Source organism: Nocardioides ginsengisoli, from assembly GCF_039537225.1.
Classification (GTDB): domain Bacteria; phylum Actinomycetota; class Actinomycetes; order Propionibacteriales; family Nocardioidaceae; genus Nocardioides; species Nocardioides ginsengisoli.
Genome location: NZ_BAABAC010000022.1, coordinates 68,898 through 82,465, shown reverse-complemented (window position 1 = coordinate 82,465; position 13,568 = coordinate 68,898). Strand labels below are relative to the sequence as shown.

The following is a 13,568-nucleotide window of genomic DNA, read 5'->3' as shown; positions in this document are numbered from 1 at the left end:
CCGCCGGCATCGCGTCCGGCCGGGGCCGCGGCGGCCGGGGCGGGGGCCTGGGCCGGCGGGGGCGCGGCCGGCGGGCGGGCGTTGGGGTCGGCGCCCGGGTCGATGATCGCCTCGATCCGGACGGTCGCGCCGATCTCGTCGATCACGGCCTGCTGGACGATGTCGGCGTGGCCGCCGGTCTCGAACGACTTGCGCGGGCCGTCGGACTGGAACCCGAGGCTCAGGACCGCTCCGTTGAAGCCGACGACCTGGGAGTTCTGGGTCAGGTGGATCCAGGTGACCCGCTTGACGCTCTTGACCCGGTCGATGACCGAGGGCCAGAGGCGGCGGATGTCGACGAGGGTCAGTCCGCTGCCCGTCGGGGCCGCCGCGGCGGCCGGGGCAGCCGGCTCGGGGGCGGCCGCAGCCGGAGCGGGGGCCGAGGCCGCGGGGGTGACCGGCTCCGGCGCCGGCGTGGGCGCGGGGGTGGGAGCCGGGGGCTCCGGGGTGGGCTCGGCCGCCGCCACCGGGGCGGGGGCGGGAGCGGTCGGCGCAGGAGCCGCCGGGCGGTCCTCGGCCAGCTCGGGCGCGGCCCGCTCGGCGCGCGAGGGCGCCGGGCGGTCCTGGACCGGGATCGCGGCCGGAGCCGGGGCCGGGGCCGACTCGGCGGACGTCGTACCGCTGATCGAGGCGCGCCGCTCGAGCCGGTCGAGCCGGGCGAGGACGCCCTCGGTGGTGTGGTCGGCGGCGGGCAGCAGGACCCGGGCACAGATCAGCTCGAGCAGCAGCCGCGGCGCGGTGGCGCCGCGCATGTCGGTCAGGCCGGCGGCGATCAGGTCGGCAGCGCGGGTGAGCTCGGCGCGCCCGAAGGCGTTGGCCTGGGCGACGAGGCGGTCGGCCTGGTCGCCGGAGACGTCGAGCAGTCCGGAGGCGGCCGCGTCGGGGACGGCCGAGATGATGACCAGGTCGCGCAGGCGGCGGAGCAGGTCCTCGGTGAAGCGGCGCGGGTCCTGGCCGGTCTCGATCACCTTGTCGACCACGCCGAACACCGCCGAGCCGTCGCCCGCCGCGAACGCCGAGACGACGTCGTCGAGCAGCGTGTCGGGGGTGTAGCCGAGCAGTCCGCTGGCCAGGTCGTAGGTGACACCCTGGGGCCCCGCGCCGCCGAGCAGCTGGTCGAGGACCGAGAGCGTGTCGCGGGCCGAGCCGGCGCCCGCGCGGACCACGAGCGGCAGCGCGGCGGGCTCGATGGCGACGCCCTCGCGGTCGCAGAGCTCGGTGAGGTAGGACGTCAGCAGCCGCGGCGGGATCAGCCGGAACGGGTAGTGGTGGGTGCGCGAGCGGATGGTCGGGATGACCTTCTCCGGCTCGGTCGTGGCGAAGATGAACCGCAGGTGCGGCGGCGGCTCCTCGACCAGCTTGAGCAGGGCGTTGAAGCCCTGCGTGGTGACCATGTGGGCCTCATCGATGATGTAGACCTTGTAGCGACTCTTGACCGGCGCGAAGAACGCCTTCTCGCGCAGGTCGCGCGCGTCGTCGACGCCACCGTGGGACGCCGCGTCGATCTCGATCACGTCGATCGACCCCGGACCGTTGCGGGCCAGGTCGCGGCAGCTCTCGCACTCGCCGCACGGGTCGGCGATCGGCGCCCGCTCGCAGTTGAGCGCGCGGGCCAGGATCCGGGCGCTGGTGGTCTTGCCACAGCCACGCGGGCCGGAGAAGAGATAGGCGTGGTTGACCCGGTTGCCGGCGAGGGCGGCGCGCAGCGGCTCGGTGACGTGCTCCTGCCCGATCACCTCGGCGAAGGTCTCGGGCCGGTAGCGGCGGTAGAGCGCGAGCGGGGAGTCCACGTCAGAACACTAACCACTGGGTCCGACATCACCCAGGTCACCCGCCCGAACCGTGACCACCGACCAACCCGCCGATCGAACGTCGGCGCCGAGGCTTGGCGCGAGCCAAGCAAAAGGCCCCCCACGTACCCGATAGAGCTCACTTACCCTTGCTGCCTTCCGGCCCTGGGGGAGTTGGGTGAGATACCGCCACGTGGGGGGTTGCCGACCACTTTAGAGGATGGGGTCGCGCAGCCTCACATCAGCGTCACGCACGAGCGGCGTTCCATAATGTGACGGTGATGGGCACGCTGGGGTCGGAGGCCGTGGACGAGACCGGCCGGGGCCCTGCCGAGACGCTCGGCGTGGGGCCGCGCACGAGGCCGGCCCTGCCGTGAGACTCCCCGGCGACAACCATGTGCACAGCCAGTGGTCGTGGGACACGGCCGCCGGCGACATGGACGCCGCCTGCGCCCGCGCGGCGCAGCTCGGCCTGCCCTCGATCGCGTTCACGGAGCACGTCGACCACACCGCCTGGACCGTGGCCGACGGCGACGAGCTCCCGGCCGACTGGACCCGCCACGGCCTGGTCGAGGGCATGCTGCGCCCGCCGCCGTTCGACGTCGAGGGCTATCTCGCCTCCGTCGAGCGGTGCCGGACGCGCTACCCGTCGCTCGCGATCCTCACCGGGGTCGAGCTGGGCGAGCCCCACTGGCACGCCGCGGCCGTCTCCGAACTGGTGGCCTCGGGTGCCTTCACCCGGGTGCTGGCGTCGCTGCACTCCGCGCCCGTCGCCGCCGGCCACGTCGACACCGGGCAGCACTATGCGCACGTCCCGCCGCACCAGGTGGTCGCGGACTATCTCGACGAGCTCGCCCGCCTGGTCACGTCGTACGACGACTTCCAGGTGCTCGCCCACATCGACTACCCGGTGCGGGGCTGGCCGCCCGACCTGGCGTTCGACGCCGCCGACTTCGCCGACCGCTACCGCCACGTCCTCACCCTGCTCCGCGACCGCGGCAAGGCCCTCGAGGTCAACACCCGCCTCCCGATGCCCGTGGTTCTGCTGCAGTGGTGGCACGAGCTCGGCGGCGAGGCGATCAGCTTCGCCTCCGACGCGCACCGGCCGGACCTGGTCGCGCACGGCTTCCGCGAGGCGGCGGCGATGGCGGAGACGGTGGGCTTCCGGGCGCCGCGGGATCCGCTGGGGCTCTGGCACCGGGCCTAGCCGGTCCGGCGTGCGTCCCGATTCCACGCCCTCGTCCATCTGCCGGTAACCTCTCCCACGGAGCTGTCGCCTAGTGGCCTATGGCGCTCGCTTGGAAAGCGGGTTGGGTTAACAGCCCTCGGGGGTTCGAATCCCCCCAGCTCCGCCATCCGAACGGCACCGACCTTGGTGGGGGCCGTTCTGCTTGGTGGGGGCCGTTCTGCTTGGTGGGGGCCGTTCTGCTTGGTGGGGGCCGTTCTGCTTGGTGGGGGCCGGGCCGCCGCACGTACCAAGACGAGTGGGAGCCGCCCACCGGGCGACTCCCACTTCACTCAGGTCACACCGGCCACAGCCGGCACGTCGGCCGGCTCAGTCGATCTCCGGCTTCGGGAACACCCGCGGCGTCAGGTCCAGCGAACGCACGTGCTCGGCGATCTCGCCGCACGTGGTGACCCACAGCTCCGACATCCCCGCCATCGTCTCCAGCAGCGACTCCAGGGCCCGGAGCCGCCCGAGCCGTCCGCTCAGGAAGGGGTGGATGGTGAGGGTGAAGCAGGACTCGTAGCGGTAGGCCTCGGTGAGCTCGCCGGTCCACATCGAGAGGGCCTTGGCCGGGTCCTCGATGACGCCGGGGCCGAAGACCTCCGGCACGAAGGCGAACTGCTCCCAGTCGTCGAGCGCCCACGACACGGGGATCTCGACGATCGAGCGGGCGCCGTCGCCGGGGCGCTCGGCCAGCTCGTAGGGGAGGTCGGAGTCCATCAGGCTCGAGTCGTAGAGGAAGCCGCGGTCGAGCAGGATCTCCGGGGTCGCGTACGACGTCTCCCACAGCGGCGCGCGGTAGCCGACGGGCCGCACGCCCAGGACCTTGTCGAGCGACTCGAGCCCGCGGTCGATGATCGCGGCCTCCTCGTCGTACGACAGGCCGGCCATCGCTTCGTGCAGGTAGCCGTGGTGGGCGATCTCGTGGCCGGCGTCGCGGATCCGGCGGAGCAGGTCCGGGTAGCGCTCGACGGTGTAGCCGGGCGCGAAGAAGGTGGCCTTGAGGTCGAAGCGGTCGAGCAGGTCGAGGACGCGCGGGACGCCGGTGAGGGCGCCGTAGGCCTGGTGGCTCATCACCGACAGCCGGTCGCGGGTGCCGCGGTCGACGGTCAGCGCGACGTCCTCGGAGTCGAGGTCGAAGCCGAGGTTGGCCGCGGCCCGGAAGCCCTTCGGCCAGGCGACGGGGGCGGCGGGCTGGGTGGCGTCGCCAGTGGTCATGCGGGGGTCCCTTCGAGGGTGCGGGTGGGTCAGGCGCGGGCGCGGGTGCTGCCGCCGTTGGCGGAGAGGACCTGGCCGACGAAGGCCTTCAGGCCGGGCCGGGCGAGCAGCGCGACGGTGCCTGCGATCTCCTCGGGACGGCCGATCCGGCCGGCGGGGATCTCGGCGCCGTACTGCTGGTGCATCTCCTCCAGCGTCAGCCCGGCGTCGTCGGCGTCGACCTGCAGCTGCGGGGTGTCGATGATGCCCGGCGCGACCGCGTTGACGGTGATGTTCTCCGGAGCCAGCTCGCGCCCGAGCGACTTGGTCAGCGCGATCAGCCCGGCCTTGGACGACGCGTACGCCGTGGCGTTCGGCCAGCCCACCACGCCCCACTCGGACGTGATCACGATGATGTTGCCGCGCCCGGTGCGACGCATCCCGGGCAGCACCGACTGCACGCAGCGGTAGGTGCCGGTCAGGTTGGTGTCGATATTGCGCCACCAGTCGTCGAGCGGGTGCTCGAGGATCGGGCTCATCGACATGTACGCCGCATTGCAGACCAGGACGTCGACCACCCCCTGCTCCTGCTCGACCGTCGCGAAGGCGCTGCGCACCGACGCCGCGTCGGCCATGTCGGCCACGACCGGGAAGCCCCCGGTCAGCTCGACGACCTCGCGCATCTGCTCGGTGTCGGCCCGGCCGTTGACGCCGACGCGGGCGCCCTCGGCGGCGAGCCGCAGCGCGATCGCGCGGCCGATGCCCTGGGTCGCGCCGGTGACGACCGCGATCCGGCCCTCCTGGTGCCGGGGCAGGACGTACTCGCTCATCAGATCACCGCTCCCATGTTGGGGGACATCACTTCGCCGAAGCAGAAGCCGCCCTCGTCGACCAGGAACTGCACGGCCTGCGCGATGTCCTCGGGCTGGCCGAGGGCGCGGGCCGGCAGCGACGCCAGGTACTCCGGCGTCCGCTGTGCTGCGGGCAGCAGCGGGGTGTCGGTCGGCCCAGGCGCGACCGCGTTGACCCGGACGTTGTGCCCGGCGACCTCCGACCCGAGGCTCCGCACCAGACCGAGGATCGCGCCCTTCGCGGCCGAGTAGTGGGCCTCGCTCTCGGTGCCGCCGATGCCGAGCTCGGAGGAGATCGCGACGACCGCACCGTCCTGGCGCTCGATCATGCCGGGCAGTACGGCGCGCAGCGGGTTGAGCAGACCGCCGATGTGGACCCGCATCATCCGGCTCCACTGGTCCTCGGTGATCTCGCCGATCGGCGCGAACTCGTAGTGCCCCGCGGCCGTGACCAGCGCGCCCACCGCGCCGATCTCGGCCTCGATCCGGGCGAACGCGGCCTTGACCGCGTGCGGGTCGGAGACGTCGCAGACGAAGGAGTGCGCGAGGTGGTCGGGGCGGCGCATGTCGACGCCGACCACGGTCCAGCCGGTCGCCTCCAGCGCGCGACACACGGCCGCGCCGATGCCCGAGGCTGCGCCGGTGACGACGGCGACGGGAGCCGCGGCGCTCATGACCGCTCCCCCACCGGCTCGCTGATCCGGTGCCGGCACGTCGCGTAGACGACGGCGCCGACGATGCCCAGTCCGACCAAGCTGATCACCATGCTCCATTCGATGTACCAGGGCTGGCCGGGCTGCGTGCGCGGCCAGAGGACGTTGAGGATCTCGAAGGCCAGCCAGAGCGCGGCGGCGTAGGTGACCATGCCTCCCCAGCGACCGAGCGAGAACCGGCCCGGGACCCAGCGACCGCCGAGCCGGGCGAGCGCGGCGGCGAAGACCGGCACCGCGAAGGCGATGTAGGGGCCCATCACCGAGAAGTTCACGAGCACGTTGTAGAGGTCCGAGCCGGCGAACAGCAGGAAGAGCGCGGAGACGACGGCGGTCAGGCCGATCGCGCGGATCGGCATCCGCTCCGGGCCGCCGAGCTGCGCCAGCGCGGCCGAGCCCGGCAGGGCGCCGTCCCGGGCCATGCCGAAGACTGCCCGCGACACCGCGGACTGGACGGCGAGGAAGGCCGACACGAAGCCGATGACGAACATGACGAGCAGCGGCTTCGCGATGGACGCGCCGAGCTGCGTGGTGAGGGTCGCGGACACGGGGTCGCCGGTCTTCGCGGTGAGGACGGCGCCGAGGTCGGGGATCGCGAGGATGACCGCGGCCGCCGAGAACATCACGATCGTGCCGACCAGCAGCAGCGCACCGACGATCGCCTTGGGGACGTTGCGCTCCGGGTCCTCGACCTCCTCCGCGATCGAGCCGGCCGACTCGAAGCCGAGGAAGGCCCAGCCGACGAAGGCGACCGCGACGAGCATCGTGCTCAGCCCGCCGCCGTGCTGATCGGGCAGGCCGTCGAAGAGCGTCGAGACCGGGTTGACCCGGTGGAAGACCAGCAGGACGACGCCCAGCACCACCGAGCCGAACAGCTCACACAGGATGCTGGCGACGATCATCACCTTGAGGAACTGGCGGCCGATCATGTTGGCCGCGGTGCCGAAGCCGATGATCGCCAGCGCGACCGCGACCTGCAGCCACCGGCTGGGTGACGCGACGCCGAACACCTCGAGCAGGAAGGTCGCCGCGGCGTACGCCATCGTCGACAGCGTCAGGGTGAGGCCCCACATGTAGGCCCACGCCGCCGTCCAGCCCCACGTGGTGCCACGCGCGTGGCGGGCCCACTGGTAGACGCTGCCGGCGTAGGGCCAGCGGGAGGCGAGCTCGCCGAAGACCAGCGCGACGAGCAGCTGCCCGGCCAGCACGATCGGGAACGCCCAGAAGAAGCGCGGCCCGGCGGCGAACAGGCCGAGCGCGAAGATCGCGTACAGCGCCACGATCGGGGAGATGTCGGCGAACGCGAGCGACAGCGCCGCACGGAAGCCGAAGCCCCGGTTCAGCGTCTCGGGTCCACTGTCGGTCGGTACGGCGACCCGCGGGTCCGCGGTGTTCTCCGGGCTCTGCAGTCCCACGCGATGGCCTCCTCGAGGTGATGGTCCGAGACGGCCTCACTCTGGGTGACCGGCGTCACCTGGGGACAGGCGTGGGGAGCCACACCTTCGCACCAGCGCTTTGTGCGAATGTCTAAGGCTCAGCGCCGCCGCGCGAGCAGCGGCCGCAGCACCACCAGGACGACGAGCGCCGCGCCCCCGCCGAGCCCCCACCACACGGCACGCGACCGCGTGGTGGCGAGGACGTCGGCGGCCGGCCGCGGGGCCTGGGCGGGCACCGGCGGCTCGGCGCGGGGCCGGCTCATCGCGTCGAGCCGGCGCTGCAGGGCCTCGACCGGCTGGACCACGCCGTAGCCGATGCGCGGGCTGGTCGGGCCGCCGTTGCCGCTGGCGGTCTGCTCGAGCCGGGTGGTCAGGCGGGCGGCGTCGTCGGTCGGGAAGGCGCTCCAGACCAGGGCCGCGACGCCCGCGACCTCGGCCGCGGCCCACGCGCTCGACGCCTGGGTCAGCGCGCAGTGGCCGCCGTTGAGGCCGATGGAGACGGTGTCGGCGCCGGGGGCGGCGAGGTCGACGCCCGAGTTGCGCAGCACCGTGCCCTGGTCCCACGCGCCGGGGTCGGACGCGCTCACCGACAGCACCCCGGGGTGGGCGGCGGGCCAGATCACGCCGGCGGCGTCCTCACCGGCCTTGCGGGTGGCGAGCTGGTCGGGGAAGACGCCCTCCGCGGGCCGGTCCCCGGCCGCGGCGACCACCAGCGCGCCGGCGCGGGTCAGCCGGTCGAGGGCGTTCTCGAGCGCCGCCGACCGGGCGACCTGGGTGGGCACCAGCACGATGGTCCGCTTGCCGGGGTGGATGCCGTCGAGGACGCCGGCGAGCGCGCTCGACGACGGCTCGCGGCCGTTGTCACCGCCGCCGTTGCCGGCCGGGACGTCGTAGAACGGCCGCGACTGCAGGCCGGCCTCCGGTGCGATGCCGACGCCGACCTCGGTCGGCGCCGTCTGGTCGCGGCCGACGACGATGCCGCCGACCGCCGTCCCGTGGGCGCTCTGGTCGGTGCTGTCGACGACGATCACCGTCACGCCGGCGCCCCGGGCGCGCGCGAGCTCCTGCGCGCGGGGGACCTGCAGTGTCTCGTTGGCCGTGTTGGGCCCCTTCACGGTCCGCTCGTCGCTGTCGGAGCGCAGGCTCAGGCAGTCGGGCCCCTCGACGGCCGCACGCGCGACGCCCGCGGACGCGGGGACAGTCGGCAGGGCCAGAAGGACGCCGGCGAGCACGGCCCCCGCGGCGGTACGGCGTCCGGGGATCAGCCGCACTTCTGGGTCCTCGACGGCGGGCAGAGCGCGTCGTCCAGCGAGAGCTCGGGGCCGGGCTCGAACAGCTTGTTCCACACGTCGGGCACGACCAGGGCGGGCACGTCGGCATAGCCGAGGTTGCCGATCTCGACGTCACCCGCGACGGGGTAGCTGTAGCCGCGGTCGTCGACCAGGTGCGGCGAGCCGCCGGTCGCGGTGATCCAGTCGGCCGAGCGCACCAGCGCCCCGCGTCCGGACTCGACGTCGATGTCGCGCTCGTCGGCCGCGACGCCCTCGGCGCTGGCGGCGCCCTGCGGCGCGGTGGCCAGCAACGCGGCCGGTGTGTCGCCCTTGCCGGTGACCAGCTCGGCACACACCTGGTCCTGCGCCTCGACGGTGCCGGTGGGCAGCGCGCGCGGCCACATCGCGGCGGCGTAGGGCGCCGGCACCGCGTGGAAGGACATGCCGGAGGTGTAGGTCAGCTCCTTCGGCGCGCCGCCGCCGGGGAGCGCGATCCGCTTGAGGACGGCGGCCGCGACCGGCGTCAGCTCGACCACGCCCCGCTGGGTCAGCGCGAACTCCTGACCGGCGTCGTCGTGGAACCAGTCGCCGACCCGGCCGCCGGGGAACTCCTCCTGGCCGGCCGGCCCGCCGAGCCCGGTGAGGCCGATCCCGTCCTTGCTGAGCGGGCCGCCGGTCGGGAACAGCTCGAGCCAGGCGTCGGGGACGGTGACCGTGCTGCTCGGCGCGACGTGCAGCGAGAACGCCAGCGCGTCGTCGTCGGGCATCGGGTAGCGGTAGGCGCGGCGCGGGTGGCCGGCGACGTCGGCCTCGGCGATCAGATAGCGCGCCTTGCTGGTCGCGCCCTGCACCAGGACCGCCCGGGTCGGCATCCGGGTGACCAGCGCGTCGGCCTGGACCGCGGTCTTCAGGCCGAGCCCGGTGCCCGTGCACGACGTCCAGCCGGACTCGATGAGCTGATCGGGACGCGGCACCGTCGCGGGCGCGTCGAGGATGCCGATCGGCGGGCCCTTGCGTCGGTCGGCGAGCTCCTGCTCGGGCACCTTGCGGGTCTTGACGTCGGCGCCGAGGATCAGCTGGGCCGAGGTCACGTTGATGACCGGTCGCAGCCGCGGCTGTCCGGGGATCGAGGACTCGTCGAGGATGATGTAGAGCGCGCCCCGGTCGTCGGTCACGAGGCCGGGCTTGTCCCACTCGACCTCGGCCCGCTTGGCCAGCGTGCCGGCGATGGCGGCCGCGGCCACGAGCAGGATCGCGAGGGCCACGCCACCGACGACCATCCGGCCGGGCCGCGCGGGCTCGACCTCACGGCCGCCGGGCGCGCCGGAGACGAAGGCGGTGACGAGTCGGCGGCGACTGAACGAGTACGCCTCGACGAGGTCCTTCTTGGTGGCCACCGGTCAGCTCGCCCACTCGTGGACCCGGCCGAACAGTCCGATCGCGACGACCAGCAGCGGCAGCAGGGTGAGCAGCGCGGTCGACTCCAGGACGTCGCCGAGCCGGCCCCGTCGTACGGAGGGGGCGGCGGGGCTGAGCGTCGCGACGAGCAGCACCGCTCCGATCACCGCGAGGACGACGGCGAGCGTGGGCCGCCAGTCGGGGTGCAGCGCCAGGACGGCGAGCGCCGTGGCCGCGATGCCCGCGATGCCGGAGCACAGGCCGACCAGGACCTCGCTGCCGGTGCGGTATTGACGGGTGCGCAGCATGACGATGAGCGAGGCGTCGACGGCGAGCAGCGTGCCGGTGACGCCGAGGCTGACGGAGAGCGGCGCGACGAGGACGAGCAGCAGGCCGACCGTGCCGGAGATCGCGAGCAGGATCTCGTGGGCGATCCGCGCATCGGCCGCGACCAGGTCGGGCTCGATGTCGTCGGGATCGGTGGTGATGTCGGCCGGCGTGTAGAGCTGGTCGATGCGGGTCGAGGTCGCGCCGAGCGCGAGCCACGGGAAGACGCTGCCCGCGAGGACGACGAGCGCCAGCACCGTCGTCAGCAGCGGGGCGGGCGCGAACCCGTCGGGCGAGGAGCGCAGGTAGAGGCCGACCGCCAGCGCGAGCGCGCCGACGACGATCGGCGGGAAGACGAGGGTGCGGCCGCCGCCCAGGCCGATCAGGCAGACCACGCCGGCGACCAGGGCGCCGGCGCCCGCGGCCGCGAGCGGATCGGCGAACCAGTGCTCGCCGTCGGCGGTGAGCATCACGCCGGCGACCGCGGCATAGCCCGCGCCGAGCCAGGCCACGCCCACGCCGGCCTCGGGCTCGCGCTGGGCGCGGGACAGCACGATCGCGCCGGCGCACAGCACCAGCGCCACGAGCGCGGTCGCGGCGGCGGCGAGGGTCGAGCCACGCTGCACCAGCAGGGAGGCCGCGCCGAGCGCGAGGAAGAGGCCCGCCGCCACCAGCGCCGTACGGCGTCCGGTGGCCGGGCGCCACGGCTCGAGGTCGTGCTCGACGACGTCGGTCATCGCCTCGACCACGTCGTCGTAGACGCGCGGCGACGGGTCGTCGACGCCCGCGGTCACGGTGAGCAGGCCGCCGTCCTCGACGCCCTGCAGGGTGAGGCCGGTGTCGAGCGCGAGCCGGCGTCCGTCGGACGTGCCGACCCGGTAGCCGCCGTGGACCGTCGCCGGGTCGAGCAGGCCGACGCTGCGGGCCAGCTCGGGCAGCAGCTCGGCCACCGGGACCGCGCCGGGGAGCACCAGATCGACCCGGCGGGTGCCGGAGGTCACCGTGACCCGGACCAGGCCGGAGGCGACCGTGCCGGTCGCGCGAGGCGCTTGCGTCATCTGCTCAACCCTTCCCGAGAGCTAGGGACACCGATCCTAGGGACACCCCAGGACGGAACACCGATCCGGACAGCAACGGAGGGACCGACCGCGTGGTCGGCCCCTCCTGCTGTCGGGATGCGGTGCAAGCGCTTCAGTGGATGAAGCGGTTGGCGCCGCGGCGGTCGGCCGCCTGGTACTCGGCGTTCGACTGGTAGACGGTCTCCTTGCTCTTGTCGAGAAGGTCGCGCATCTCCTGCATCGCGAAGTCCCACGCCTGCTTGGCCTGCGTGTAGGACTGCTGCTGCTCACCGCTCCACTCGCGCCGGTAGGGCTCGAGGTCGGACTCGAGGCTGTTGAGGCTCTCGTCCATCCGCTTGACGGTGGCGTACATGTTCTCCGCGGCGGTGTCGAGGGCCGCGTGGTTGACGCGCAGAGCGTCGAGGTTGTCAGTCATCGTGGTTCTCCTTGCGGGTCAGAGGGCGGTCACTGGGGGCCGAGGCGGTTGCTCAGCTGAGCGAAGCCGCCACCGACCTGCTCGTCGGACGCGACGTTGTCGGCCTCGGTCTGGACGAGCGAGTTGTAGAAGCCGTCGAGGGCGTCGTTGACGACCTTGTGCTTCTCGGTCCACGCGACGTGGAGCTGGGTGAACGCCCGGCCGCCCGCGCCGTCCCACTTGCCGCGCATCTCGCCGATCTGCCCGTCGAGGGTCTGCGAGTGACGCGCGAACTCCTCCTTGGCCTGCTGCACGCGCTCGGCCATCTTCTTGAGTGCCCCGGCGCCGTGGCCGAAGTCAGGGGCTCCTCCAGTCATGTCCTGCTCCTTGGGTCAGGGCGGTCCGGCCGCCTCGGATTCTCTTGACGGGCTCCCGAGCACTGCCAAAGAGCCGACGCGAGGGGTGCTACCCGTGGGCCGGAGGGGGCTAAACCTGCGTCCACAGTTTTCCGCGTGCGGGTTCCGGACATCGGCGTGGATCGCGTGAACCAGGTTGATGCAATCCACGCCGATCACCCTCTGCGAGCCGACCGGCCGAGCGAAGCGAGCCAGGAGGGCGGCCGCGTCAGCGCCGGCGCGAGCGCAGCGAGCGCCGGCAAGTCGCGCCCGCCCAGCCGACCGGCCGGGACCCGCCGTCAAGGACGGCAGCGGCCGCCGACCAACCCCGCCACACCAGCCCCCAACAGGCTCGTCGGCGCGAGCCAGCTTGCGCCGGGTCAGCGCGTTTCGCGAGCCAGTTTCTGCCGGGTCGGCGCATTTCGCGAGCCAGCTTGTGCCGGGTCGGCCGCCCTCAGGCCGACGTCAGCTCGTGGCTTCCCACAGGAACCGGAAGAAGCCCACGGCGACCACGACCGAGCCGACGGCCGCCGCGCCACAGATCGCCTCGCCGATCTCGGCCCGGCGCGCCCACCACGCCGAGCGCCACCCGCGGCCGACGAGGACGGCGACCAGCACCAGGGCCGCGGCCAGCAGGATAGAGAGGACGGCGATCAGGCCCACCGGGCCCGTCGTCCCGGGGCCGGCGATGCCGAGCACGACCACCGCGAGGACGACGAGCGCGAAGACGCCGGCCAGCCGGAGCAGTCGCCCGGCCAGCACGTGCCGATAGCTGCGGGCCGCGAAGAGCAGCGCTGCGCCGCCGAAGCCGACCAGGCAGCGGGCACCCGTCCGGTCGAGCGGCAGGTCGGCGGTGGCGAGCAGCAGGGGCGCGCTCACCGCGACGACGGCGAGGATCGCCGCGGTCGCGGCGGTCACCGTGCGGGTGCCGCGCGCGGCGACGGCCTGCACCGCCTGAGGAGGTACGACGATCCGCCCGCGCCGTCCCTTGGGACGTTCGCGCGCGGACCACGCGGTGACGGCGAGCCGCTCGAGGTCGAGCAGGTACTGGTCGGGGACGTCGACGGCGACCTCCGGCACGAACCGGGCCGCGAGCACCGCGAGCAGGAAGAGGATCGCCCACACCACCTGCGGCTCGGCGCCGGTCAGGGCGCCCAGGCCCGCGATCACGAACCAGGCGGCACCGACGACCATCCACACCCGCAGCGCGTCGACCGGCCGGTCCTCCGGATCGGCGAGCGCGCGGCCGACCGCGGCGGCGACGGCGGCGGCGAGCGCGGCGGTGCCGAGGACCGTGGGCAGCCGCTCGGGCAGGGGATCCCAGACGAGGGCGAGCACTCCGGCGGCGGCGAACGCGGGCGCGGCGAGCACCCGCTGCGCGGCCAGGGCGCCGATCGGGGCCGCACCGACGACGGCGGCGGCGAGCAGGCCGGCGGCGACCGGCCAGCGCCGG

Annotated in this window: 12 protein-coding genes, 1 tRNA gene and 1 other RNA gene; 2 read left to right on the top strand and 12 right to left on the bottom strand. The window is 73.8% G+C overall.

The features are described 5' to 3' along the window. Window positions 1–1,829: DNA polymerase III subunit gamma and tau (locus tag AB4880_RS11525; protein ID WP_367919380.1), on the bottom strand; the 1,829-nt coding region annotated here is incomplete at its 3' end. A gap of 112 nt (window positions 1,830–1,941) precedes the next feature. Beyond that, window positions 1,942–2,032: signal recognition particle sRNA small type (gene ffs, locus AB4880_RS11520), an RNA gene on the bottom strand. Between the two features lie 170 nt (window positions 2,033–2,202). Here ffs and AB4880_RS11515 point away from each other — a divergent pair. Both AB4880_RS11515 and AB4880_RS11510 read left to right on the top strand, forming a co-directional pair. Beyond that, window positions 2,203–3,036, top strand: coding sequence for a PHP domain-containing protein (locus AB4880_RS11515; protein WP_367919379.1), 834 nt, complete (start codon window positions 2,203–2,205; stop codon window positions 3,034–3,036). Window positions 3,037–3,095: 59 nt separating this feature from the next. Continuing rightward, window positions 3,096–3,184: transfer RNA gene (locus tag AB4880_RS11510), tRNA-Ser, on the top strand. A gap of 200 nt (window positions 3,185–3,384) precedes the next feature. Here AB4880_RS11510 and AB4880_RS11505 read toward each other — a convergent pair. The 10 genes from AB4880_RS11505 to AB4880_RS11460 form a co-directional block, all read right to left on the bottom strand. Next, window positions 3,385–4,275, bottom strand: coding sequence for a polysaccharide deacetylase family protein (locus AB4880_RS11505; RefSeq protein ID WP_367919378.1), 891 nt, complete (start codon window positions 4,273–4,275; stop codon window positions 3,385–3,387). Window positions 4,276–4,304: 29 nt separating this feature from the next. Continuing rightward, window positions 4,305–5,084, bottom strand: coding sequence for an SDR family NAD(P)-dependent oxidoreductase (locus tag AB4880_RS11500; RefSeq protein ID WP_367919377.1), 780 nt, complete (start codon window positions 5,082–5,084; stop codon window positions 4,305–4,307). Continuing rightward, on the bottom strand, window positions 5,084–5,779 hold the full coding sequence (locus AB4880_RS11495; protein WP_367919376.1) for an SDR family NAD(P)-dependent oxidoreductase: 696 nt from the start codon (window positions 5,777–5,779) through the stop codon (window positions 5,084–5,086). Before AB4880_RS11495 ends, AB4880_RS11500 begins: the two co-directional genes overlap by 1 nt. After that, the gene (locus tag AB4880_RS11490) at window positions 5,776–7,230 is read right to left on the bottom strand and encodes an APC family permease (protein ID WP_367919375.1); all 1,455 of its coding nucleotides are present in this window, start codon (window positions 7,228–7,230) and stop codon (window positions 5,776–5,778) included. Before AB4880_RS11490 ends, AB4880_RS11495 begins: the two co-directional genes overlap by 4 nt. A 119-nt stretch (window positions 7,231–7,349) precedes the next feature. Continuing rightward, complete coding sequence (locus AB4880_RS11485) at window positions 7,350–8,522, bottom strand: S8 family serine peptidase (protein WP_367919374.1); 1,173 nt, start codon at window positions 8,520–8,522, stop codon at window positions 7,350–7,352. Beyond that, entirely contained in the window at window positions 8,513–9,919 is a 1,407-nt protein-coding gene (eccB, locus tag AB4880_RS11480; protein ID WP_367919373.1) for a type VII secretion protein EccB, read from the bottom strand. Before eccB ends, AB4880_RS11485 begins: the two co-directional genes overlap by 10 nt. A 3-nt stretch (window positions 9,920–9,922) precedes the next feature. Then, the gene (gene eccD / locus AB4880_RS11475; protein WP_367919372.1) at window positions 9,923–11,305 is read right to left on the bottom strand and encodes a type VII secretion integral membrane protein EccD; all 1,383 of its coding nucleotides are present in this window, start codon (window positions 11,303–11,305) and stop codon (window positions 9,923–9,925) included. 133 nt (window positions 11,306–11,438) lie between these two features. After that, the gene (locus tag AB4880_RS11470; RefSeq protein ID WP_367919371.1) at window positions 11,439–11,741 is read right to left on the bottom strand and encodes a WXG100 family type VII secretion target; all 303 of its coding nucleotides are present in this window, start codon (window positions 11,739–11,741) and stop codon (window positions 11,439–11,441) included. 29 nt (window positions 11,742–11,770) lie between these two features. After that, entirely contained in the window at window positions 11,771–12,097 is a 327-nt protein-coding gene (locus AB4880_RS11465) for a WXG100 family type VII secretion target (RefSeq protein WP_367919370.1), read from the bottom strand. 483 nt (window positions 12,098–12,580) lie between these two features. Continuing rightward, window positions 12,581–13,568, bottom strand: a 988-nt coding sequence (locus AB4880_RS11460; RefSeq protein ID WP_367919369.1) for a hypothetical protein, incomplete at its 5' end; no start/stop codon positions are given.

What these genes read in the sequence shown, in the direction of transcription:
- AB4880_RS11505 (WP_367919378.1), bottom strand. Translation starts at nt 4,275, where the DNA reads ATGACCACTGGCGACGCCACCCAGCCCGCCGCCCCCGTCGCCTGGCCG.
- AB4880_RS11500 (WP_367919377.1), bottom strand. Translation starts at nt 5,084, where the DNA reads ATGAGCGAGTACGTCCTGCCCCGGCACCAGGAGGGCCGGATCGCGGTC.
- AB4880_RS11495 (WP_367919376.1), bottom strand. Translation starts at nt 5,779, where the DNA reads ATGAGCGCCGCGGCTCCCGTCGCCGTCGTCACCGGCGCAGCCTCGGGC.
- eccD (WP_367919372.1), bottom strand. Translation starts at nt 11,305, where the DNA reads ATGACGCAAGCGCCTCGCGCGACCGGCACGGTCGCCTCCGGCCTGGTC.
- AB4880_RS11470 (WP_367919371.1), bottom strand. Translation starts at nt 11,741, where the DNA reads ATGACTGACAACCTCGACGCTCTGCGCGTCAACCACGCGGCCCTCGAC.
- AB4880_RS11465 (WP_367919370.1), bottom strand. Translation starts at nt 12,097, where the DNA reads ATGACTGGAGGAGCCCCTGACTTCGGCCACGGCGCCGGGGCACTCAAG.